The 22,878-nt window shown below is 52.6% G+C and carries 22 protein-coding genes; 8 read left to right on the top strand and 14 right to left on the bottom strand.

The window, feature by feature from the left end:
- Positions 1-40 precede the first annotated feature (40 nt).
- The 12 genes from trpS to C2U43_RS02120 form a co-directional block, all read right to left on the bottom strand.
- Positions 41-1,045, bottom strand: a complete 1,005-nt coding sequence (gene trpS, locus C2U43_RS02175; RefSeq protein ID WP_103284642.1) for a tryptophan--tRNA ligase — start codon at positions 1,043-1,045, stop codon at positions 41-43.
- A complete protein-coding gene (gph, locus tag C2U43_RS02170; protein ID WP_103284641.1) occupies positions 1,038-1,796 on the bottom strand; it encodes a phosphoglycolate phosphatase in 759 nt (252 codons plus the stop codon). Before gph ends, trpS begins: the two co-directional genes overlap by 8 nt.
- Entirely contained in the window at positions 1,789-2,466 is a 678-nt protein-coding gene (rpe, locus tag C2U43_RS02165; protein ID WP_003023561.1) for a ribulose-phosphate 3-epimerase, read from the bottom strand. The genes gph and rpe overlap by 8 nt, the downstream gene beginning before the upstream one ends.
- A gap of 17 nt (positions 2,467-2,483) precedes the next feature.
- Complete coding sequence (gene dam / locus C2U43_RS02160; protein ID WP_003023558.1) at positions 2,484-3,320, bottom strand: adenine-specific DNA-methyltransferase; 837 nt, start codon at positions 3,318-3,320, stop codon at positions 2,484-2,486.
- A 117-nt stretch (positions 3,321-3,437) separates the two neighbouring features.
- On the bottom strand, positions 3,438-4,742 hold the full coding sequence (damX, locus tag C2U43_RS02155) for a cell division protein DamX (protein WP_071446675.1): 1,305 nt from the start codon (positions 4,740-4,742) through the stop codon (positions 3,438-3,440).
- A gap of 96 nt (positions 4,743-4,838) precedes the next feature.
- The gene (aroB, locus tag C2U43_RS02150) at positions 4,839-5,927 is read right to left on the bottom strand and encodes a 3-dehydroquinate synthase (RefSeq protein ID WP_103284640.1); all 1,089 of its coding nucleotides are present in this window, start codon (positions 5,925-5,927) and stop codon (positions 4,839-4,841) included.
- A gap of 57 nt (positions 5,928-5,984) precedes the next feature.
- Positions 5,985-6,506 carry a shikimate kinase AroK gene (aroK, locus tag C2U43_RS02145; protein WP_003023552.1) on the bottom strand — a complete coding sequence of 174 codons (522 nt, stop codon included), beginning with the start codon at positions 6,504-6,506 and terminating at the stop codon, positions 5,985-5,987.
- Positions 6,507-6,910: 404 nt separating this feature from the next.
- Entirely contained in the window at positions 6,911-8,158 is a 1,248-nt protein-coding gene (gene hofQ, locus C2U43_RS02140) for a DNA uptake porin HofQ (RefSeq protein WP_075551229.1), read from the bottom strand.
- On the bottom strand, positions 8,061-8,474 hold the full coding sequence (locus tag C2U43_RS02135) for a HofP DNA utilization family protein (protein ID WP_048215406.1): 414 nt from the start codon (positions 8,472-8,474) through the stop codon (positions 8,061-8,063). The genes hofQ and C2U43_RS02135 overlap by 98 nt, the downstream gene beginning before the upstream one ends.
- Positions 8,464-8,919 carry a HofO family protein gene (locus C2U43_RS02130; protein WP_032945211.1) on the bottom strand — a complete coding sequence of 152 codons (456 nt, stop codon included), beginning with the start codon at positions 8,917-8,919 and terminating at the stop codon, positions 8,464-8,466. Before C2U43_RS02130 ends, C2U43_RS02135 begins: the two co-directional genes overlap by 11 nt.
- Positions 8,903-9,442: a PilN domain-containing protein gene (locus C2U43_RS02125; protein WP_103284639.1), complete on the bottom strand. Its 540-nt coding sequence runs from the start codon at positions 9,440-9,442 to the stop codon at positions 8,903-8,905. The genes C2U43_RS02130 and C2U43_RS02125 overlap by 17 nt, the downstream gene beginning before the upstream one ends.
- Complete coding sequence (locus tag C2U43_RS02120; RefSeq protein ID WP_103284638.1) at positions 9,439-10,221, bottom strand: DNA utilization protein HofM; 783 nt, start codon at positions 10,219-10,221, stop codon at positions 9,439-9,441. Before C2U43_RS02120 ends, C2U43_RS02125 begins: the two co-directional genes overlap by 4 nt.
- Before the next feature lie 120 nt (positions 10,222-10,341).
- Here C2U43_RS02120 and mrcA point away from each other — a divergent pair, with 120 nt between their 5' ends.
- The gene (mrcA, locus tag C2U43_RS02115; protein ID WP_162623412.1) at positions 10,342-12,894 is read left to right on the top strand and encodes a peptidoglycan glycosyltransferase/peptidoglycan DD-transpeptidase MrcA; all 2,553 of its coding nucleotides are present in this window, start codon (positions 10,342-10,344) and stop codon (positions 12,892-12,894) included.
- Between the two features lie 105 nt (positions 12,895-12,999).
- On the opposite strand, the gene nudE is transcribed toward mrcA, so the two are convergent.
- Entirely contained in the window at positions 13,000-13,560 is a 561-nt protein-coding gene (gene nudE / locus C2U43_RS02110) for an ADP compounds hydrolase NudE (RefSeq protein WP_048236942.1), read from the bottom strand.
- 322 nt (positions 13,561-13,882) lie between these two features.
- On the opposite strand from nudE, the gene igaA reads away from it, so the two are divergent.
- The 4 genes from igaA (at position 13,883) to hslO (ending at position 18,064) form a co-directional block, all read left to right on the top strand.
- A complete protein-coding gene (gene igaA / locus C2U43_RS02105; RefSeq protein WP_032945218.1) occupies positions 13,883-16,018 on the top strand; it encodes an intracellular growth attenuator protein IgaA in 2,136 nt (711 codons plus the stop codon).
- Between the two features lie 62 nt (positions 16,019-16,080).
- Entirely contained in the window at positions 16,081-16,749 is a 669-nt protein-coding gene (gene yrfG / locus C2U43_RS02100; RefSeq protein WP_003023533.1) for a GMP/IMP nucleotidase, read from the top strand.
- A 10-nt stretch (positions 16,750-16,759) separates the two neighbouring features.
- The gene (hslR, locus tag C2U43_RS02095) at positions 16,760-17,161 is read left to right on the top strand and encodes a ribosome-associated heat shock protein Hsp15 (protein WP_003837900.1); all 402 of its coding nucleotides are present in this window, start codon (positions 16,760-16,762) and stop codon (positions 17,159-17,161) included.
- A 24-nt stretch (positions 17,162-17,185) separates the two neighbouring features.
- The gene (hslO, locus tag C2U43_RS02090; protein WP_003023531.1) at positions 17,186-18,064 is read left to right on the top strand and encodes an Hsp33 family molecular chaperone HslO; all 879 of its coding nucleotides are present in this window, start codon (positions 17,186-17,188) and stop codon (positions 18,062-18,064) included.
- A gap of 109 nt (positions 18,065-18,173) precedes the next feature.
- On the opposite strand, the gene C2U43_RS02085 is transcribed toward hslO, so the two are convergent.
- Complete coding sequence (locus tag C2U43_RS02085) at positions 18,174-19,892, bottom strand: DUF4153 domain-containing protein (RefSeq protein ID WP_103284636.1); 1,719 nt, start codon at positions 19,890-19,892, stop codon at positions 18,174-18,176.
- A 378-nt stretch (positions 19,893-20,270) separates the two neighbouring features.
- On the opposite strand from C2U43_RS02085, the gene pckA reads away from it, so the two are divergent.
- From pckA to nadS, 3 genes are all read left to right on the top strand, one after another.
- A complete protein-coding gene (gene pckA, locus C2U43_RS02080) occupies positions 20,271-21,893 on the top strand; it encodes a phosphoenolpyruvate carboxykinase (ATP) (RefSeq protein ID WP_003023529.1) in 1,623 nt (540 codons plus the stop codon).
- 122 nt (positions 21,894-22,015) lie between these two features.
- Entirely contained in the window at positions 22,016-22,333 is a 318-nt protein-coding gene (locus C2U43_RS02075; RefSeq protein WP_047408175.1) for a toxin HigB-2, read from the top strand.
- Positions 22,334-22,385: 52 nt separating this feature from the next.
- Entirely contained in the window at positions 22,386-22,682 is a 297-nt protein-coding gene (gene nadS, locus C2U43_RS02070; protein ID WP_048236945.1) for a NadS family protein, read from the top strand.
- Positions 22,683-22,878: the final 196 nt, after the last annotated feature.

The following is a 22,878-nucleotide window of genomic DNA, read 5'->3' as shown; positions in this document are numbered from 1 at the left end:
AACCGGGCATAACCCGGTTTCTTCAGTATCGCAGAGCGCATTACGGCTTGGCGACAAAACCAATCGCTTCGTAAACGGCTTTCAGCGTAACAGATGCGCGGGCGCTGGCTTTTTCCGCACCTTCTTTCATCACTTTCTGCAGGAAAGCTTCATCGTTACGGAAACGGTGATAGCGTTCCTGAAGCTCGGTCAGCATACCGGAAACGGCCTCTGCGACTTCACCTTTCAAATGACCATACATTTTGCCTTCGAAGTGCTGTTCCAGCTCCGGAATGCTCTTACCGGTGAAGGCGGAGAGAATATCCAGCAGGTTGGAAACACCCGCTTTGTTCTGCACGTCGTAGCGTACAACCGGCGGCTCTTCGGAGTCGGTCATCGCACGTTTGATTTTTTTAACCACAGATTTCGGATCTTCCAGCAGACCGATCACGTTGTTGCGGTTGTCATCCGACTTGGACATTTTCTTCGTCGGCTCCAGCAGCGACATCACGCGCGCGCCGGATTTAGGAATGAACGGCTCAGGCACTTTGAAGATGTCGCCATACAGAGCGTTGAAGCGCTGGGCGATATCGCGGCTCAGTTCCAGATGCTGTTTCTGATCTTCGCCAACCGGTACCTGGTTGGTCTGATACAACAGGATGTCTGCCGCCATCAGTACCGGATAATCAAACAGACCGGCGTTGATGTTCTCCGCATAGCGCGCGGATTTGTCTTTGAACTGGGTCATACGGCTCAGTTCGCCGAAGTAGGTGTAGCAGTTCAGCGCCCAACCTAACTGTGCATGCTCCGGTACGTGAGACTGCACGAAAATGGTGCTTTTTTCAGGATCGATACCGCATGCCAGATACAGCGCCAGCGTATCGAGAGTTGCTTTACGCAGCTGCTGAGCATCCTGACGAACGGTGATGGCATGTTGGTCAACGATGCAGTAGATGCAATGGTAGTCATCCTGCATGCTCACCCACTGACGCAGCGCACCCATATAGTTGCCAATGGTCAATTCACCTGAGGGCTGTGCGCCACTAAAAACGATGGGCTTAGTCATTTTTTGATTCCTGATTTTCGCTATGCGGAAGCCCGAGAGCGGGCAGTAGTTCATTAATACGGTCGTAAATAACGTCGGGCTGGCTCAGCGCGATCGACTCGCCGTAGTTGTAGCCATAGGTCAGGCCAACGGACGGACAGCCAGCAGCTTTTGCCGCCTGAATATCATTGCGTGAATCCCCTACGAAGAGCATTTGCTCAGGCTTGATGCCAAGCTTACTTGCCACAAGCAGCAGCGGATCCGGATGCGGTTTTTTATTCTGCACGTCGTCACCACCGATGACCACGCTAAAGTACCTGGCGATATCTAATGCTTCGAGCAATGGCGCGACAAACGGGGTCGGTTTGTTGGTCACCAGACCCAGCGGCAATCCTTTCGCATGCAGCGCGCCCAGCGTGTCGGCAACATCAGGGAACAGGAATGTCCCCTCTTCTGCGACATCGCCGTAGTATCTGTCGAACAGCTTACGCAAAATACGTACCTGCTCCTCGGCGGGAATATCATCATCAACGGGCGGTTTACCCATCGTTTTACGTAATGTTGCGCGCTCCTGACGGGACCACGCCAGCGCGCGCTCCATCAGTACATCTGCACCGTTACCAATCCAGGTGATAACGCGTTCTTCTCCGGCAACCGGCAGTTCCAGCGCATACAGCGCCATGTCCACCGCTGCGGCTAATCCCGGCGCGCTGTCGACCAGCGTGCCGTCGAGGTCAAATGCAGCGCCCCGAATATCCTGAAACTTATCCATGACTTACCTTCGCCAGTTCATTGCGCATTTCATCAATGACTTTTTTGTAGTCTGGTTGGTCGAAAATGGCGGAGCCTGCAACAAACATATCTGCGCCTGCCGCGGCAATTTCACCAATGTTATTCACTTTGACGCCACCATCCACTTCGAGGCGGATATCGTAGCCAGATTCATCAATACGACGACGCACTTCGCGCAGCTTATCCAGGGTTTGTGGGATGAAGGACTGTCCGCCAAAGCCTGGGTTAACGGACATCAGCAGGATCACATCGAGCTTATCCATGACGTAGTCCAGATAGCTCAGCGGTGTTGCCGGGTTGAACACCAGGCCCGCTTTACAGCCATGCTCTTTGATCAGCTGTAAAGTGCGATCGACATGCTCGGAGGCTTCCGGATGAAAAGTAATGATGCTGGCGCCAGCGGCGGCGAAGTCCGGGACAATACGATCGACCGGTTTCACCATCAGGTGAACATCAATCGGGGCGGTGATGCCATATTTACGCAGCGATTTCAGTACCATCGGTCCGATGGTCAGGTTCGGTACATAGTGATTGTCCATGACGTCGAAGTGCACGACATCGGCACCGGCAGTCAGCGCTCTCGCGGTGTCCTCACCCAGGCGGGCAAAATCAGCCGACAGAATTGAGGGGGCGATCAAATACTGTTTCATCCGCTTCTCCTTGAGATTTATTTCTTCGCAGGCGTTACGACTCCTGGTTTATACAGTGCCAGCAGTTCGTTCACCTTTTTACGCGTGCCGCCATTGCTGCTTATGCTGCGCCGCACTTTGACCTGAAAATGTTTCGCCGCTCGGTACCATTCACGGGTATCGGGCGTATCGTGGTTCGAAATTAACACCGGGATCTGCTTACTGACCAGCTTTTCTGCCATCTCGGCCAAATGCGCCTGCTCTTTCGGGCTAAAGCTGTTGGTGTGATACGCAGTGAAATTTGCCGTCGCCGAAAGCGGTGCATAAGGCGGGTCACAATAGACCACAGAGTTGCTATCCGCACGGTCCATGCACTCTTCATAGGAGAGGCAATGGAACTCCGCATTCTGCGCTTTCTCAGCAAAATGGTACAACTCAGCTTCCGGGAAGTAAGGTTTTTTATAACGCCCAAACGGGACGTTAAACTCGCCGCGCAGGTTATAACGGCACAATCCGTTGTAACCAAAGCGGTTCAGATACAAGAACAGTACTGCTCTGCGGAACGGATCCTGGCTGGCATTAAATTCTTCTCTGAACCGATAGTACACCTCAGCCTGATTGGTTTCAGGCATAAACAGCTCACGCGAAGCCTGCACATACTCATCGGTACGCGTCTTCACGATGTTATAGAGACTGATAAGGTCGCTGTTGATATCGGCAAGAATATAACGAGAAAAGTCGGTGTTGAGAAACACCGACCCGGCACCCACGAAAGGTTCAATCAAGCACTCACCCTGAGGTAAATGCCGTTTGATATCATCAAGCAGGGGGTATTTCCCCCCTGCCCATTTCAAAAAAGCGCGATTTTTTTTCATGCTGACTAACTAATTACACCTTCTCCGGCTGTGGAGAAAGCTCCGACAGCATCCTGCGCTTTAGTCTTTGTCCCGCAATTGGGCGAAACATCAAACCATTGCAGAACATATCCTATCTTACTTCAAATCGGCCTGAACCTGATGCAGCGGTTTTGCCCACGGGTTTTTCGCCTGAATATCAGCGGGTAACGTAGACACTGCACGTTTCGCGTCTTCTTTAGACGCATACACGCCTGTCACCAGAACATACCACGGTTGACCGTTACGCGTCGTCTGGTACACCACGTAGTTCTTCAGGTTTTCTTTCTTCGCCCAACCGTTCAGGTTGTCGTAGTTAGAAGAACTGCTGAGCTGCAGCGTGTAATGGCTGGACGGCGCAGATTTTAACGCTCCAACATTACCTGCGCTTTTCGCTCCGCCAGCAACAGGCGTTGTCGTTGTTGCTGTCGCCGTTGGCGCAGGCGTTGCGGTCTGCGTTGGCGTCGCAGTTGCTTTCGGCTCAGCGGTCGCTTTCGGCGTAGCGGTTACCACAGGTGCTTTAGTTGTGGTGGTCGGCGCGGTAGCAGTTACGGTTGGTTTTGCCTGAGCAACAGGTTTCGGCTCTGTCGGCGTCGCTTTCACCGTAGTTTGCGGTTTGCTCTTCGGCTCAATAACGGCCTGTTTACGTTCCTGGCGCGTAGCAGCAGGACGCTCAGTCGTTTCCGTTTTCGCCGTCTGGCGCGCAGCATTACCATTACGCATCGGCGCAACGGTCGCAGGTTCGGTCGGCAGCGTAGAGTTAACCACGGCGTTGTTAACCTGCTCCTGACCCTGCGGTTGTGTCAGAGCATTGTTCAAATCGCCCTGCACTTCAACACGCTGCTGGCCTTCGGTTGCCGCAGGTGCCTGACCTTGAGTCGGGGTAGAGGAAATCGGTGGCAGGGAAACATCCTGCTGGGTATTGCCAGCGGTCTGCTCAGTGCCCGTTGCAGGAGCCGTTGCGCTCGCCTGATCCGTTGCATTGCTGCCAGAAAGATCGATGCTCTTCTCACCAGATGCTGCCTGCTCATTGGAAGAAGATGAGGGGGCTTTCAGCGCAGAACCAATGCCGATAATCAGCAGCAGCAGTACCAGAACACCCACACCCATCATCATATATTGGCGGGAGGCAGGCTTGCTGGCGGCTTTCTTACGCTTGCGCGGACGACGTTCTACACGCTCTTCATCCACGGCATCGTCATCAGATTCATACTCTTCTTCAATGTCCTGCTCTTCTTCACGCTCTTTGCGTGCACGTGCAGGACGGCGATCGTCAGCATCCAGATCAACATCATCAAAATTGATTTGCGGCTCATTATCGCGTTCAGACGATTGACGAGAACGACCAGTACGACGATCGCTGGGATCGGGTTTCAGCTCGTCTTCTGGTTTGAATTCATCCATTTAACACCCCACTCAAAGGTTAATGCTTACGACTTTGCACATAACCTGAAGCTAAAAGACCTACGTTTCGCAACGTAAGCCTGACCTTTCTTGTTGTTACGCCTGCTGGCAATCAGCAATAGCGTTAAGAACCACCTCGTGCGACACTCCGCCGCGCACTTCACTCTTCCCTATCGCTCGCGGAAGCACCAAACGAATCTCTCCCGCTAACACTTTTTTATCTCGCAGCATGTGCGGCAGATAAGCCTCGTTGGACATTTCACGCGGCCCATTCACCGGTAAGCCTGCTCGCTGTAACAGCGTAATGATGCGCTGCGTATCAGCGGAGGTGAACTGACCCAAACGTTCTGACGTACGGGCAGCCATTACCATACCTGCTGCGACTGCTTCACCATGTAACCAATTGCCATAACCCATTTCAGCTTCGATCGCATGGCCAAACGTGTGTCCCAGATTCAGTAAAGCACGTAAGCCCATTTCACGCTCGTCTGCTGCGACAACTTCTGCTTTCAGCTCACAACAACGACGGATACAGTACGCCATTGCCGGACCATCCAGACGCAGTAACGCATCCAGATTGTCTTCCAGCCAGCTGAAAAATTCGCCGTCAAGAATGATGCCGTATTTGATCACTTCCGCCAGCCCCGATGCCAGCTCACGCGCAGGAAGCGTTTTCAGACAATCGAGATCCACCACCACGGAGGCCGGTTGGTAAAACGCGCCAATCATGTTTTTACCGAGGGGATGGTTTACGGCGGTTTTGCCGCCAACGGAGGAGTCGACCTGCGACAACAGAGTTGTCGGGACTTGAATAAAACGAACACCACGTTGATAGCTGGCTGCCGCAAAACCGGTCAGATCGCCAATCACGCCGCCGCCAAGGGCAACTAACGTGGTATCACGACCATGCGGTTTTTGCAGTAACGCGGTGAAAACCGTATCCAGAACCGTCAGGCTTTTATACTGCTCGCCATCGGGAAGGATAACGCTATCAACGTTAACACCCGCCTGTTCAAGTACGCCGCGAACCTTATCGAGATAAAGGGGAGCCAGGGTTTCGTTGGTCACCAACATAACCTGATCGCCCGATTTCAGCGGTAAGAATGAAGCTGGCTCATTGAACAAACCAGCCGCGATGGTGATAGGGTAACTACGTTCCCCGAGAGTGACTGTGATCCTCTCCATTACGCGACATCCACCTTAGTTACTTGTACCCGCAGACGAGTGTGTATTCAGCCAGAATTAGTTGCTTTCCAACATATGAATAATCTGGTTTGCTACGACTTTTGCGCTCTGATCGTCGGTGCGAATGGTCACGTCAGCAATCTCTTCGTACAGAGGATTGCGTTCGTCAGCCAACGCTTCCAGAACTTCACGAGGCGGTGATTCTACCTGCAGCAGCGGGCGTTTCTTGTCACGTTGAGTACGTGCAAGTTGTTTTTCAATTGTCGTTTCAAGATAGACCACGACGCCACGCGCGGAAAGACGGTTACGTGTTTCACGTGATTTTACAGAGCCACCGCCAGTTGCCAGCACAATACCCTGTTTTTCCGTCAACTCGTTGATGACTTTTTCTTCGCGATCACGGAAGCCGTCTTCACCTTCTACATCGAAGACCCAGCCCACATCAGCTCCGGTTCGTTTCTCAATCTCTTGATCAGAATCGTAAAATTCCATATTGAGTTGTTGAGCTAACTGGCGCCCAATAGTGCTTTTTCCGGCACCCATAGGCCCAACCAGAAAGATATTGCGTTTCTCTGCCATTTTTTCGGTACTACTAAGACTATTCGTTAATGGTAAACCCGCTTCGCAGACACCCAGCGCAGCAGGACATGAACTGAAACCTCATAAGATATTGCGAGAGTCAGACTGAAAATTATCTCAATACTCAAGCGGGTTTGGCAACTGAATAAATCACCAAACCTAACGCATTTCTGGTCGTGGCAGGCATGCTACCCTGCAAACATCAGACCTGGCGACGTATCGCGCAGTCAAATGACACCCAATAAGCCTATGGCACACCACCGGAAAGGCAAAGCGTATTCACTGCCGCATAAGTAAAGAAAAGTACCGACGCTCAAATCGGTACTCCTTGTATGCTAAATACACCCTCACGTCAAATCCCTGAAACGTGTTCAGTGCAAAAACAACGGCTTTTCATGCATAAGTTATTCCGTTGAAACCAGTCTGGGCGTAATAAAGACCACTAATTCGCGCCGTTCGTCTTCTTTACCATCATGGCGAAAAAGAGAGCCAAGCCAGGGAATGTCGCCTAATAGCGGCACGCTGTCGGCTGCGGATTTATTCTTATGTGAAAAAATCCCGCCAAGCGCAATCGTCTCGCCGCTTTTTACCTCGACCTGAGTTTCAATCTCCTGCTTGTCGATAGCCAGCACTTCGCCATCTGCCTGCTGTAGAACCTGTCCGGGAACATTCTGGCTGATATGCAGTTTCAGCCTGATTCTCCCTTTCTGCAACACCGTTGGTGTTACCTCCATCCCCAGTACCGCTTCCTTGAACTCGACGGATGTCGCACCGCTTTCACCGCTGGAGACCTGATAAGGGATCTCACTGCCCTGCTTAATACTGGCAGGTTGCAGGTGAGATGCCAGTAATCGTGGACTGGCGATGATATCCAACTGCTGTTTTTGCTCCAGCGCAGACAACTCCAGTTCCAGTAAACGACCGTTAATACGGCCAATGTTAAATCCCACACGGGATGTGGCGGTGGCTACAGAAAGGTCGCTGGCGAGCGTCGTGACATTCCCAACCGCCCCCGAGTGTTGTGCGTCAGCCAGCGACCACTTCACTCCCAGCTCGCGCAAACTTTTTTCATTAATAGTCACGATATGCGCCGCCAGTTCGACCTGGGCAACCGGCAAATCCATTTCCGATACCCACTTTTCCAGGGTGTTAAGCGCAACGCTATTATCACGCAGCAGTAAGCGGTTGGTCCGTTTATCCACCGTCATGCTTCCCTTGGCACTGAGCAGCTTTTCTCCTGCTTTTGCCAGCTCGGCAGCATCGGCATAGTGCAAAATAATGCTGCGCTGCTCCAGCGGCATACTGGCCTGAATCCGCGCCTGTTCATTGTCCTGGCGGGCCGCATTTTCACTCTGCCATTGAACAGAATGTACATGCAGGATGTTTCCCTCCTGGCGTAATACCAGTCCGGCACTTTTTACCACCGTCTGCAATGCCTGCTTCCAGGGGACATCCGTCAAATGCAGCGACAGCACACCGCTGACATCTGGCGAAACCACCAGGTTTTTCTGTTCCTGTTCAGCCAGCGCCTGCAATACCTGAGTAACCGGCACATCATCGACCACCAGCGTCACGTTTTGCGGTTTCGTCGCCAGCGCGCTCGTTATCCCGACCACCAGCGCTATTACTATCCACGCTATCCATCGCTTCATTTACCGCTCCTTGTCGTTGCCACTGCCACCGCGGCGGTTCGCAGTTTTTTTCTGTGTCGAGGGTTATGTTCTGGGCCGTTATCTGCGTAATCGTCCAACCGTTTTTCAGGACGTCATTTGGCTTAACCCGCCGCCATTTTTTCTGGCTATCCTGAACGATGCCAATGGGTCGCGTGCCCTGGCTCACCATGCCCTGAAAACGCCATGTCGACAGCTCAGCAATTTGGCAACGGTCCTCCGGCGGCAGGAAGGGATTACGCATACCGGTGAGCATCAGTACGCTTACGCATATCAACAGCCAGCGTTCAACCGTCATTCAGACGCTCCAGCTGTAGCGTTAGCAGCAGCTCCGTGTCTTCTGCGCTAAGCGAAAATCGGCTGACGTTCATCCCCTGATCCGCCAACTGGACAAACGTCTGCGGGATAGCATCCCAGGCCGATATCAGCGCCATCTCTCCGCCTTGCGCAGAGGGTTGCCAGTGGATAAGACGAGTAAGTGAAGTCTGAAACAGTAGTGGAGAGAACAGGGTCAGTTTCTCTTCCGGCTCTGCTGGTGATGCCGCTAACAGATAGACATCTCGCCATTGCATCTGAATAGCTGCCCGTTGCTGGACCAGCGTCTCGCGTTGCATCGTCCGCTCCCGCGCTACGGGATAAAGACATAACGTCACCAGTATGAGTAGCCCCAACATCCAGCCGCACCAGCAGATGAGTCGAAAGCGCGGCGACTGCGCTAACCAGACATCACAGAGCGTTATCATGCGCACCGCTCCGTGTCAGTCGATAGTGGAATTGCCAGCGTCCCTGCGCATCCTGCTGCGTTTCACCGGAGCTGCTCAACTGAAATAATGGCTGCTGGCGTAATTGCGCTTCCAGAGTCTTCAGCGCGGCAAAGTTCAGCGTGTTTCCCGTCAGTTCCAGCGTGTCCTGTTGCCAGGTCATTTTTGTTAACCACGCCTGCTCAGGCAGTAATTCCGCCAGCTCTTGCAAAACCGACTGCCAGCTTCGGGTCTGCTCACGCTGTTTGTTCCGTACCTGCACCTGTTGCCATCGTTGCTGGCGCTGCTGCATACGCGGCTTTAGCGCCATTAAGGCCTCGACACGCGTCTTTTCGGCATCTGCCAGCAACAATTCAGCCCGATTTTCTACACTCAACACGCTGTAATAGCGCAACAACACGCCAATACTAAGCAGTAGCGAAGCGCTAAATAAGATGCCCCAGAAGCGCAGGCAAGCGTAACGCCGAGTCTGACGCCAGGGCAGAAGATTAATGGTCGCTATCATCGGTACGCGCCTCCCATAGCGAGTCCCAGCGCAATGGCGAAGTGATGACTTTGCGTTGGAATGGGCGGCTGGCGTACAGACACGGCGCTCAAAGGATCGAAGCCGCCAGGGAAGCATTGCGCAATGGCTGTCGTGGGCAGAGATAATGTCGTGGCAAGCTCATCGATACTGCCAATATCGCCCGTTGATTTACGTCCCCATGCCGAACGGGTCGCCCATAACCACTGGGCGTCATCACGCCATACCAGACACTGCTGATGTTCTGGCAAGAAGGGAATAAATCGCTGTAACGCGCTGGCATCCGGTGTAATCGCCGTAACCTGCACCTTCAGGGTTTGGATAAGCGTCAGAAGCGCTGAAATCTCTTTGCTTTGCGCAGCAGTGACGTTAAACGCCGGGCTCAACGTGTCTTCGCTATAATCAAAATGCAGCGCATCCGGCGCCATATCCAGTTCACGCGCCATCGAACCAGACAACCATGCGGTTTGCTCTGGCTCGCGTAACGTCATTGTCGGACGAGGAAACTTTTTTTGTAACGTCCTGTTGGCGGGAAAAGAGAGATGAATATGGTGTCGGCGAGGAAGCTCCCGGCTCCACGGCAGCAGCGCGGCGACCAGCTGTTCAGGCTCGCGAATGTGGCCATCGACGATAGCCTGAGGCGTCAGCGGTATACGCCACCAGCGTTGCAGATACCAACCTGATGCTTCGCGAACGATAGCGACAGCCAGCGCTTCATGTTGCTGAATATGCAGACCAATTTTCCAGATATTGAAAGCCATTGCTGATGATCTCCTTATCACCCGTCGCTTTAACGGGTATATCAATGCGTCTGGCTTGCCTTTATACTACCGCGCGTTTGTTTATAAACTGCCCAAATGCCACTAAATGGGAAATCTCCAGTGAAGTTCGTAAAGTATTTATTAATCCTTGCAGTATGTTGCATCCTGCTGGGAGCAGGCTCGATTTATGGCCTTTATCGCTATATCGAGCCGCAATTACCTGACGTCGCGACGCTCAAAGATGTGCGTTTACAGATCCCGATGCAGGTTTACAGCGCTGACGGCGAGCTAATCGCGCAATATGGCGAGAAACGTCGAATCCCGGTCACGCTGGATCAGATGCCGCCGGTAATGGTTAAAGCCTTTATCGCCACAGAAGACAGCCGCTTTTATGAGCACCATGGGGTAGACCCGGTGGGGATCTTCCGTGCGGCCAGCGTCGCATTGTTCTCAGGTCACGCATCGCAAGGGGCGAGTACCATTACCCAACAGTTGGCGAGAAACTTCTTCCTCAGCCCGGAACGTACGCTGATGCGTAAGATCAAAGAAGTGTTTCTGGCGATCCGCATTGAACAACTGCTGAGTAAAGATGAGATCCTCGAACTGTATCTGAACAAGATCTATCTGGGGTATCGCGCCTATGGCGTGGGTGCTGCCGCGCAGGTCTATTTCGGTAAGACGGTGGATCAACTCAGCTTAAGTGAAATTGCGGTGATTGCCGGTCTGCCAAAAGCGCCGTCAACCTTCAACCCGCTCTATTCGATGGACCGTGCAACCGCGCGACGTAACGTTGTACTGTCGCGTATGTTGAGCGAAAACTACATCACGCAAGCCCAGTACGATCAGGCGCGCGGCGAGGCCATTGACGCTAACTACCACGCGCCGGAAATCGCTTTCTCTGCACCGTATCTGTCTGAGATGGTGCGTCAGGAGATGTATAACCGTTATGGCGAGAAAGCCTATGAAGACGGGTATCGCATCACCACCACCATTACGCGCAAAGTACAGCAGGCAGCTCAGCAGGCAGTACGTAACAACGTGATGGATTACGACATGCGCCACGGCTACCGCGGCCCGTCGAACGTGCTATGGAAAGTGGGCGAAAGCAGTTGGGACAGCAAGAAAATTACCGATACGCTGAAAGCGCTGCCGACTTATGGCCCCCTGCTGCCGGCGGTTGTTACCAGCGCCAATCCACAGGAAGCCATTGCCGCGCTGGCGGATGGTACATCAGTGTCATTACGGATGGATGGTATGCGCTGGGCGCGTCCTTACCGTTCGGATACTCAACAAGGCCCAACGCCGCGTAAAGTGACTGACGTAGTACAGACTGGCCAGCAAATCTGGGTACGCCAGGTGGGAGATGCCTGGTGGCTGGCGCAAGTGCCGGACGTCAACTCCGCCCTGGTCTCCATCAATCCGCAAAACGGCGCGGTGCTGGCGCTGGTTGGTGGTTTTGACTTCAACCAGAGCAAGTTTAACCGTGCAACCCAGGCGTTACGCCAGGTGGGCTCCAACATCAAGCCATTCCTGTATACCGCCGCAATGGATAAAGGTCTGACGCTGGCGAGCATGCTCAACGACGTGCCAATCTCCCGCTGGGATGCCGGTGCTGGTTCCGACTGGCAGCCGAAGAACTCCCCGCCGCAGTACGCCGGTCCTATCCGCTTACGTCAGGGGCTGGGTCAGTCGAAAAACGTGGTGATGGTACGCGCCATGCGCGCTATGGGCGTGGATTACGCGGCAGAGTATCTGCAACGTTTCGGTTTCCCGGCACAGAACATTGTGCATACCGAATCACTGGCGCTGGGTTCGGCTTCGTTCACGCCGTTGCAGGTGGCGCGCGGTTACGCGGTGATGTCTAATGGCGGCTTCCTGGTCGATCCGTATTTCATCAGTAAGATTGAAAGCGATATGGGCGGCGTTATCTTCGAAGCGAAGCCGAAAATTGCCTGCCCGGAATGCGATATTCCGGTGATATATGGCGATACCCAGAAATCTAATGTGCTGGAAAACAGTAACGTAGAAGATGTCGCCGTCTCGCAAGAACAGCAGAATGCCGCCGTGCCTATGCCGCAACTTGAGCAGGCAAACCAGGCTCTGGTCGCGCAAAGCGGCACACAGGAGTACGCTCCGCACGTGATCAACACGCCGCTGGCCTTCCTGATTAAAAGCGCGCTGAACACCAATATCTTTGGTGAACCAGGCTGGATGGGAACCGGTTGGCGCGCAGGTCGCGATTTACAGCGCCATGATATCGGCGGGAAAACCGGGACTACCAACAGCTCTAAAGATGCGTGGTTCTCCGGTTACGGACCAGGGGTAGTAACGTCGGTATGGATCGGCTTTGATGACCATCGCCGCAACCTTGGTCATACAACGGCTTCCGGCGCGATCAAAGACCAAATCTCCGGCTACGAAGGCGGTGCGAAGAGTGCGCAGCCTGCATGGGATGCTTACATGAAATCCGTACTGGAAGGTGTGCCTGAACAGCCGCTGACGCCACCGCCGGGTATCGTGACGGTCAATATCGATCGCAGCACAGGACAACTGGCGAACGGTGGCAATAGCCGCGCTGAGTACTTCATTGAAGGCACTCAGCCGACGCAACAGGCGGTGCATGAGGTGGGGACAACCATTATCGATAATGGTGAGACACACGAACTGTTCTGATCGATTGCCGGATGGCGCTTCGCTTATCCGGCCTACAATTTCGGTACAATTATTTGATCTTCCGGAATTTTGTAGGCTGGATAAGGTATCAGTTGGCAATCGTAATTAAAGCCGTCCCTGCCCTTTCAGCCATTCGCGTACGAGGAACAGCGCACTGACATTACGCGCTTCGTGAAAATCAGGGTCTTCCAGCAGGTCCATCAAATGCGCCAGCGGCCAGCGCACCTGCGGTAATGGCTCAGGTTCATCACCCTCCAGCGATTCAGGATATAAGTCCTCTGCCACCACGATGTTCATCTTGCTGGAGAAATAAGATGGCGCCATGCTGAGTTTCTTTAAAAACGTCAGATCTTTTGCGCCAAACCCCACCTCTTCTTTCAGCTCCCGATTCGCCGCCTCAAACACGCTTTCGCCAGGATCGATTAATCCCTTGGAAAAACCCAGTTCGTAGGACTCGGTCCCGACCGCGTATTCGCGAATAAGGATCAGATGGTCGTCAACAATCGGCACAATCATTACCGCTTCACGCGTGGATGGACGCATACGTTCATAAACGCGGCGTACGCCATTGCTGAACTCAAGGTCCACGCTTTCGACCTTAAACAGCCGGGATTGGGCGATGGTTTCCACTTTCAAAATCGTGGGTTTCTGTAATGATTTGCTCATTGTGAGGATCTTTGCTGTGAAATCTGGGGTTATTGTGCGATATACCGCACGGTTTCGGCAATGTGAATTGCCGTTTATTTACATTTATGTAACGTACTAAAAGTTAATCCCTATTTCAAATTAAAAGTCAATAGGTTGAAATAACTCCAGGAATTTGCTGATATTCCATTTTTGGTGATTTTGCTATGATTCGCATTTACTGGGCTGTACTTAAAGATGCTCAAGTTCGACTCCACACTTGCCGATAGCCAACCACAGAATCACGAATATTGAACAGGGTGCGACTGACCACGCCTGACAGACTAAGTAAGATGGGGAAAGCATGAGCACCATTCTGATTTTTTTAGCTGCTTTGCTGGCCTGCTCATTGCTTGCAGGATGGCTACTCAAATCAAAATCCAGGCAGAAAAATTTACCCTTGAGCAGCGTCTTCTCAGACGCCTCGAAACGTAAACTCACACCTGAAGAACGCAGCGCAGTCGAAAACTATCTCGAAAGCCTTAGTCAAATTCAGCAAGTACCCGGTCCCACGGGAGCCAGTGCTGCACCGGTCTCATTAACGTTGAATGCCCAAAGTAATAGCGTCATCGTGCTTACTCGTTCGATTACACGTTACGGCATTACCACCGACGATCCTAACAAATGGCGCTACTATCTTGATTCCGTTGAGGTACATCTTCCCCCTTTCTGGGAACAATACATCAACGACGAAAACAGCGTTGAGATAATCCACACCAATACGATACCGCTGGTTATCTCGTTGAACGGCCATACGCTGCAGGAATATATGCAGGAAGCGCGTGGTTATGCGTTACAGCACACCGCTTCTACCCAGGCGTCCATTCGTGGTGAAGAAAGTGAGCAGATTGAACTGCTGAATATTCGCCAGGAAACCCATGAAGAATATGCGCTCAGCCGCCCTTCGGGATTGCGCGAGGCGTTGCTGATAACCGCCTCATTCCTGCTGTTCTTTTTCTGTTTGGTTATCCCGAACACGTTTGTTCCGTGGGCAGTTGGTGGCGCGGTATTGCTGTTAGCTGCGGGTCTGTGGGGATTGTTCGCCCCGCCGTCTAAAAGCGCCCTGCGGGAAATTCATTGTCTGCGCGGTACGCCGCGTCGCTGGGGATTGTTTGGCGAAAACGACCAGGAACAAATTAATAATATCTCGCTGGGTATTATTGATCTGATCTACCCACCTCACTGGCAACCTTACATCGCCCAAGACCTTGGCCAGCAAACGGATATCGATATTTATCTCGATCGCCACGTTGCCCGCCAGGGGCGTTTTTTATCTCTGCACGATGAAGTGAAAAACTTCCCGTTACAGCACTGGCTGCGCAACGCCGTCATCGCAGGCGGCTCGTTGCTGGTACTGCTGATGCTGCTGTTTTGGATCCCGCTGGATATGCCAATAAAGGTCACGCTCTCCTGGATGAAGGGCGCGCAAACTATCGAAGCCACCAGCGTTAAACAGCTCGAAAACGCGGGCGTTCGCGTGGGTGACACGCTGCACCTGAGTGGTACGGGTATGTGTAACATTCATACCCAAGGAAGCTGGAATGCGCAGCCTGCCACGCCGTTTATGCCTTTCGATTGCTCGCAAATTATCTGGAATGACGCGCGCGCATTGCCGCTGCCTGAGTCTGACCTAGTGAATAAGGCTACCGCGCTCACGCAGGCCGTGAGCCGTCAGCTGCATCCCAAACCTGACGATGACTCTCGCGTCAGCGCATCGCTACGCTCAGCAATCCAAAAGTCCGGCATGGTATTACTGGACGATTTTGGTGAGATTGTCCTGAAAACGGCCGATCTGTGTGCAGCCAAAGATGAATGTGTACGCTTAAAGAATGCACTGGTTAACCTCGGTAACAGTAAAGACTGGGCCGCGCTGGTGAAGCGAGCGAACGCAGGCAAACTGGATGGCGTGAACGTGCTGCTGCGTCCGGTAAGCGCAGAGTCGTTGGATAATCTGGTGAATACCTCTACGGCACCGTTTATTTCACGCGAGACTGCACGAGCAGCCCAGGCGCTGAATAGCCCTGCTCCCGGCGGTTTCCTGATTATCAGCGACGAAGGCAGCGATCTGGTCGATCAGCCGTGGCCGACGACCTCGCTATATGACTATCCGCCTCAGGAACAGTGGAACGCCTTCCAGCGCCTGGCACAGATGCTAATGCAGACGCCGTTTCGCGCGGAGGGGATCGTCACCAATATTTCGACTGACGCCAATGGCACCCAGCACATTGGACTGCACCGTATCCCGGACCGCTCAGGTTTATGGCGCTACCTTGGCACGACGCTGCTGATGTTCTCCATGCTCGGATGCGCTATCTACAACAGCATACAGGCATTCAGACGCTACCAGCGTCACCGCACCCGCATCGCGGAAATTCAGAGCTACTACGAAAGTTGTCTGAATCCAACACTGATTGACAACCCGGAAAGCCTGATTCGATAACACGCTCGCGCGACAGGATATGCTACCCTGTCGCGCATCATGTTTTCTTCTGGGGAGTTTCCATGCATATCAATATTGCCTGGCAGGATGTCGACACCGTGTTGTTAGATATGGACGGCACGCTGCTCGACCTGGCATTCGATAACTATTTCTGGCAAAAACTGGTGCCGGAAACCTATGGCGCGAAGCAGGGTATCTCTCCTCAGGAAGCTCAGGACTATATTCGTCAGCAGTATCATGCCGTGCAGCATACGCTAAACTGGTATTGCCTGGATTACTGGAGCGAGTGCCTGGATCTGGATATTTGCGCCATGACCACGGAACAGGGACCGCGCGCCGTTTTGCGCGAAGATACCGTACCGTTTCTTGATGCCTTAAAAGCCAGCGGCAAGCGCCGCATTTTGCTCACCAACGCGCATCCGCATAATCTGGCGGTGAAGCTTGAGCATACCGGTCTGGCCTCACACCTTGATTTATTACTTTCCACCCACACATTTGGTTATCCCAAAGAGGATCAGCGGTTATGGCACGCTGTGGCTGAAGAAACGGGAATGAGTGCAGAGAAGACGCTGTTTATTGACGACAGCGAACCCATTCTCGACGCCGCTGCTCTGTACGGTATTCGTTACTGCCTCGGCGTGACCAATCCCGACTCCGGCATCGCCGAAAAACAGTACGCACGCCATCCGTCACTGAATGACTACCGCCGACTGATCCCCTCACTGATGTGAAGGAGACGCCATGAAAGAAAAGCCCTCTGCTGAAGTCAGGCTGGATAAATGGCTGTGGGCTGCACGCTTTTACAAAACGCGTGCGCTAGCCCGCGAAATGGTTGAAGGCGGTAAGGTGCACTACAACGGCCAGCGCAGTAAGCCAAGCAAGATTGTCGAGCTGAACGCCACCCTCACCCTTCGCCAGGGAAATGACGAACGAACAGTCATTATCAAGGCCATTACCGAGCAGCGTCGCCCGGCAACGGAAGCCGTTACGCTGTATGAAGAAACCGCGGAAAGCGTGGAAAAACGCGAAAAAATGGCGCTGGCGCGTAAACTTAACGCGTTAACCATGCCGCACCCGGACAGACGACCGGACAAGAAAGAGCGCCGCGACCTGTTACGATTTAAACACGGCGACAGCGAGTGACTGTCACCTGCAAGAGAGATGATTATGCCGCAACATGACCAATTACATCGTTATCTGTTTGAAAACTTTGCCGTGCGCGGCGAGCTGGTGACCGTTTCGGAAACCCTGCAACAGATCCTCGAAAATCATACTTACCCGCAGCCGGTCAAAAACGTACTGGCTGAGCTGCTGGTTGCCACCAGCCTGCTCACCGCCACGCTGAAATTTGCCGGTGATATCACTGTGCAGTTGCAGGGTGATGGTCCGCTGAGCCTGGCCGTCATCAACGGCAACAACAATCAGCAGATGCGCGGCGTGGCCCGCATGCAGGGTGATATTCCTGAAGATGCCGATCTGAAAACGCTGGTGGGCAACGGTTACCTGGTGATCACCATTACCCCGGAAGAAGGCGAGCGTTATCAAGGCGTGGTCGGTCTGGAAGGTGACACGCTGGCAGCGTGTCTGGAAGATTACTTCATGCGTTCTGAACAGCTGCCGACACGCCTGTTCATCCGCACTGGCGACGTTGATGGCAAACCCGCTGCTGGCGGAATGCTGCTGCAGGTAATGCCGGCGCAAAACGCGCAGGCAGATGATTTCGATCACCTGACCGCCCTGACCGAAACTATCAAAGCCGAAGAGCTGCTGACGCTGCCGGCCAACGAAGTGCTGTGGCGCCTGTACCACGAAGAAGAGGTTACTCTCTACGATCCGCAGGACGTTGAGTTCAAATGCACCTGTTCACGCGAACGCTGCGCAGGCGCACTGAAAACGTTGCCGGACGAAGAAGTGGACAGCATTCTGGCGGAAGAAGGCGAGATCGATATGCACTGCGATTACTGCGGTAGCCACTATCTGTTTAACGCCATGGATATTGCTGAGATCCGCAGCAATGCCTCCCCTGCCGATCCCCAGGTGCATTAATCACTGTCTTGCCTGATGGCACGGCGCTTATCAGGCCTACGGAAAATCTGTCGTAGGCCGGATAAGACGTTCGCGCTGCCATCCGGCAAAAACGATGTCGGCAACACACTCATTCGGTGTAATAAGTCATCGGCAGTCTTTTGCCATCAATAGTGATATCCCGCCAGATTCTGGGGGCTGAGCCCAGTTGCTGATTCGCTACCGCCTGCAGCAATTTATCCTTAGTGAATCCGTCAGGTAGCGTGGCAACAGCTAACAAATCCCATTTGTTTTTTTGCATGCCGAAGATCAGACTCTCCCCATCGCCAAAGGCATATAACACCTGCTCAGGATGACCATCCGCATTGAGGTCCTGACTCACCAGTACGCACGCATTCTGCTCAGCACAAGAGGTGATGCGATACCCCTGTGTTTTGACAAACGCCCAGAACGCATCGTCTGGCTTCTGGCTCCCCGGAGCCATCACAACCTTCGATACTAACTGTGTTGCGGTTAGCTCTTTAACCGGATCCCGGCGCCCTTGCAGCAGAGAATTCAAGTCGCGTCTGCGTTTACTGTCTTGATTAAACGCCACATCTTTTTGTAATGCTTCCAACGCTGCGCGCCCCGGTTTTCCGCTGTGATCCAACATATACAGGCTGACTTGATCCGGTTTAATTTTCCCGCTGTGATATAGCCCCATATGGCTGTTAACGCTGATGCGCCAGGCATCAATAACCGGCGATGACAGCAGAACCAACAGCCCCAACGCCAGCAACGAAACGCCAAGAATGACCGGCCCCTGAAGCTCAAGCGGATTGCGCCCGCGGCGCAAAATGCTGGCCAGATAGCCAAACGACCATACCAGCAGCACCACGACCACCAGCACGCCATACAAACGCTCAGGCGTCCAACCGTACTGCTGTATTCGCACCCACAGTGACCAACCGGCAATCAGCATATAGATGGGCGCGACAATCAGAGAGCATTTGATCAGGTAGCGTAACGCGCCAGGATAGGGTAACGCCTCTTTTTGCGGTTCACGCACGATAGCCATCAACAGCAACAGGAGCAGCGTCAGCGTTGACATCAACCCGGCCGCAGACACGCGTTGCGAAATAGCCTCCAGCCCGGTGAAGGGTAAGGTCAGTATGAACATCAGCGCCAACAGCGCGACCAGAGGTAACAGACCGGTGGCGATAAACGTCAGTAATTTTTGTACCGCCGTGACCAGACGCGACTGTGTTCGGGCCAGTACCACTGCCAGTGCGGTAATCAGACCAAAGGCCACATAGCCAAACCAGTCGGTATCAAAGAAGAGCGTGCTGAAGAAGGGAATACCGACCAGCTTAAACATCTCGCTCCATAGCAGGAGCACCAGCCAGAACAAACCGTTGGCGACAAAGACAATCAGCAACGTCAACGCATTAAGCCACAATTGCCGATAAAAATGCGGGTAACGCGCCTGCTCACGAGAGACATGAAGCGAGTACTGAATCCAGGGCAAAGCAAGCATCGCCATCAGCAGTAAGCGCCAACCGTAGAACATAAAAACTTCATGTTGCCGCCACTTATCACTGTCCTCGACTTGCCACTTTAGCCAGACGCTCATCGCCAGCACGACAACAAAGATCAGCGCCATCCAGTACCACAGCGCGCGTTGTTTGAAAGAAACAACAGTAAGCAAAAGTGCCGAGGTGATCGCAATCGTCGCAGGCATGCCATAAAACAGCCAGCCGTCATTATGGGGCGCCAGATATGTCATCAGCAGATAGCATAATGTCCCCTGCAACAGGCCGATGAATATCATGCCCCAACGCGTCGTACGTGAAATTTCAGCACTATCCATGTCAGTATCCAGAATGAAGGGAAAAGCTAATTATCGCATCAACTTCACAATTTTGAGCATTGATATAGCGATTTCAGACCACGACGACGGGAAGTGAATCGATATTGTTTATGTATAACCAACGCTCATTTCTTGCGTGAATGCGATTACACTCACAAGATTCCCGCCAAAAACACTCTCCATTAACGTTTTAAGAACATTTTCCACAACAAAAAAGGGTTTCCTGCCATAATATCTGCCTCTTTGTGACAGGAGTCGCAGCGCATTCGGTCGCCCGTGATTTTCCCGGATGCGTAAATCTATGAGCCTTGTCGCGGTTAACAATCCCTAAAAAACCTTACTATTCCAGGTAATACATATTGGCTAAGGAGCAGTGAAATGCGTGTGAACAACAGTTTAACCCCGCAAGATCTCAAGGCTTATGGTATCAATGACGTTCAGGATATCGTTTACAATCCAGACTACGACACGCTTTTCCAGGAAGAACTTGATCCAAACCTGGAAGGTTATGAACGTGGCGTGTTAACGAATCTGGGCGCCGTTGCCGTTGATACCGGTATCTTCACCGGACGTTCGCCAAAGGATAAGTACATTGTCCGTGACGACACCACGCGCGACACGCTGTGGTGGTCCGACAAAGGTAAAGGTAAGAACGACAACAAACCGCTCTCCCCGGAAACCTGGCAGCATCTGAAAGGATTAGTCACCCAGCAACTTTCCGGCAAGCGCCTGTTTATCATTGATGCTTTCTGCGGCGCTAACGCCGATACCCGTCTTTCCGTGCGCTTCATTACCGAAGTTGCCTGGCAGGCGCATTTTGTCAAAAACATGTTCATCCGCCCAAGCGACGAAGAGCTGGTTGATTTCAAACCTGATTTCATCGTGATGAACGGCGCTAAATGCACCAACCCACAGTGGAAAGAGCAGGGTCTGAACTCAGAAAACTTCGTGGCTTTCAACCTGACTGAGCGTATCCAGTTGATTGGTGGCACCTGGTACGGCGGCGAAATGAAGAAAGGTATGTTCTCCGTAATGAACTACCTGCTGCCGCTGAAAGGCATTGCCTCCATGCACTGCTCGGCTAACGTCGGGGAAAAAGGTGATGTGGCAGTCTTCTTTGGCCTGTCCGGCACCGGTAAAACCACGCTGTCCACCGACCCGAAACGTCGCCTGATTGGCGATGACGAACACGGCTGGGATGACGACGGCGTGTTTAACTTCGAAGGCGGTTGCTATGCGAAGACCATCAAACTGTCTAAAGATGCCGAGCCGGAAATCTACAACGCGATCCGTCGTGACGCGCTGCTGGAAAACGTCACCGTGCGCGAAGATGGTTCCATCGATTTCGATGATGGTTCAAAAACTGAGAACACCCGCGTTTCCTACCCGATTTATCACATCGATAATATCGTTAAGCCGGTGTCAAAAGCGGGCCATGCTACCAAAGTAATCTTCCTGACCGCCGACGCATTTGGCGTGCTGCCGCCGGTTTCTCGCCTGACGGCAGACCAAACACAGTACCACTTCCTGTCTGGCTTCACCGCCAAACTGGCCGGTACCGAACGCGGCGTCACCGAACCGACCCCAACCTTCTCTGCCTGCTTCGGCGCAGCATTCCTGTCTCTGCACCCAACGCAGTACGCAGAAGTGCTGGTGAAACGTATGCAGGCGGCAGGTGCACAGGCGTATCTGGTTAACACAGGCTGGAACGGTACCGGCAAGCGTATCTCTATCAAAGATACCCGTGCGATTATCGACGCCATCCTGAACGGTTCGCTGGATGACGCAGAAACGTTCCGTCTGCCGATGTTTGACCTGGCTATCCCGACCGAGCTGCCGGGTGTGGACACTCGCATTCTCGATCCGCGTAATACCTACGCATCTCCGGAGCAGTGGCAGGAAAAAGCCAATGCACTGGCGAAACTGTTTATCGAGAACTTCGAGAAATATACCGACACCCCTGCAGGTGAAGCGCTGGTTAGCGCCGGACCGAAGCTGTAATTTTTGATTCGTTATATAGCCCCTTATCCGAGAGGATAAGGGGTTTTTTATTGTGTCTATCTTTTAAAATGTACTCCGTACACCTATAATCTGTACTATCAACCCCATGCGCAGGACGCGCTATGTTCACATTTATTGAGCTACAAGGATTTAGTAAACGCCGTCCGTTACTTTTGCCTGACGATGAGTTTCGCGCCTTTCAAGAGACGCTTATAGAGAACCCTGAGGCTGGAGATACTATCGCTGGTACAGGTGGATTCAGAAAAATTCGCTGGAGCCGCTCTGGTATGGGCAAACGCAGCGGTATTAGGGTTATTTATTACAACGTGACGCGCAAAGGTCGAATCTATCTCGCTTTGCTCTATCCTAAAAATGAACAGGATGATTTAACCGAAGAGCAAAAAAGAGTTTTAATGCACTTATCCAATATGCTGATTTAATCATGGGAATTTTAATCATCAGGACACCGCTATCCGGTGTGGTGAGGCCAAAATGAAAGACGAATTATTTGCCGATTTGCTGGCCAGTGCAGAAGAAATGGTGCGTATAGAGAAGGGTGAAGAAACACCTAAGCCTGAACATGTACATACCTTTAGCGAAATTGATGTTAAAGCCATCCGCGAAGCAACAGGGTTACGCCAACAGGATTTTGCCATCGCCGTTGGCGTGAGTTATGACCTGGTTAAAAGCTGGGAAACGAAACGACGCCAGCCCACAGGAGCACCCAGAAAACTGCTTTTATTAATTCAAAGAAATCCTTTTATAATTAATCAATTAAAAGCAATTTAAGTCCGTTATTTTACGGCCTATCCCGCAAACAAAAAGGGAGGCATTTCGCCTTAATGCCAGTCAGTTAGCGCCTCAGTTTCAGTAAACTGGCGGAGGTAAAGAACATGCTATCCCGGAGATAGAGTTCCGTTCACCTCATGCTCATTGTTTCTCTGAAACACGGATTCCCGTGAACGTGTAAAGGGCGTTTTCCGCC

It is taken from the genome of Citrobacter freundii complex sp. CFNIH9, assembly GCF_002903305.1.
Lineage (GTDB): Bacteria > Pseudomonadota > Gammaproteobacteria > Enterobacterales > Enterobacteriaceae > Citrobacter > Citrobacter portucalensis.
The sequence above is the reverse complement of the archived record's forward strand: the minus strand, read 5'-3'. Positions and strand labels throughout refer to the sequence as shown.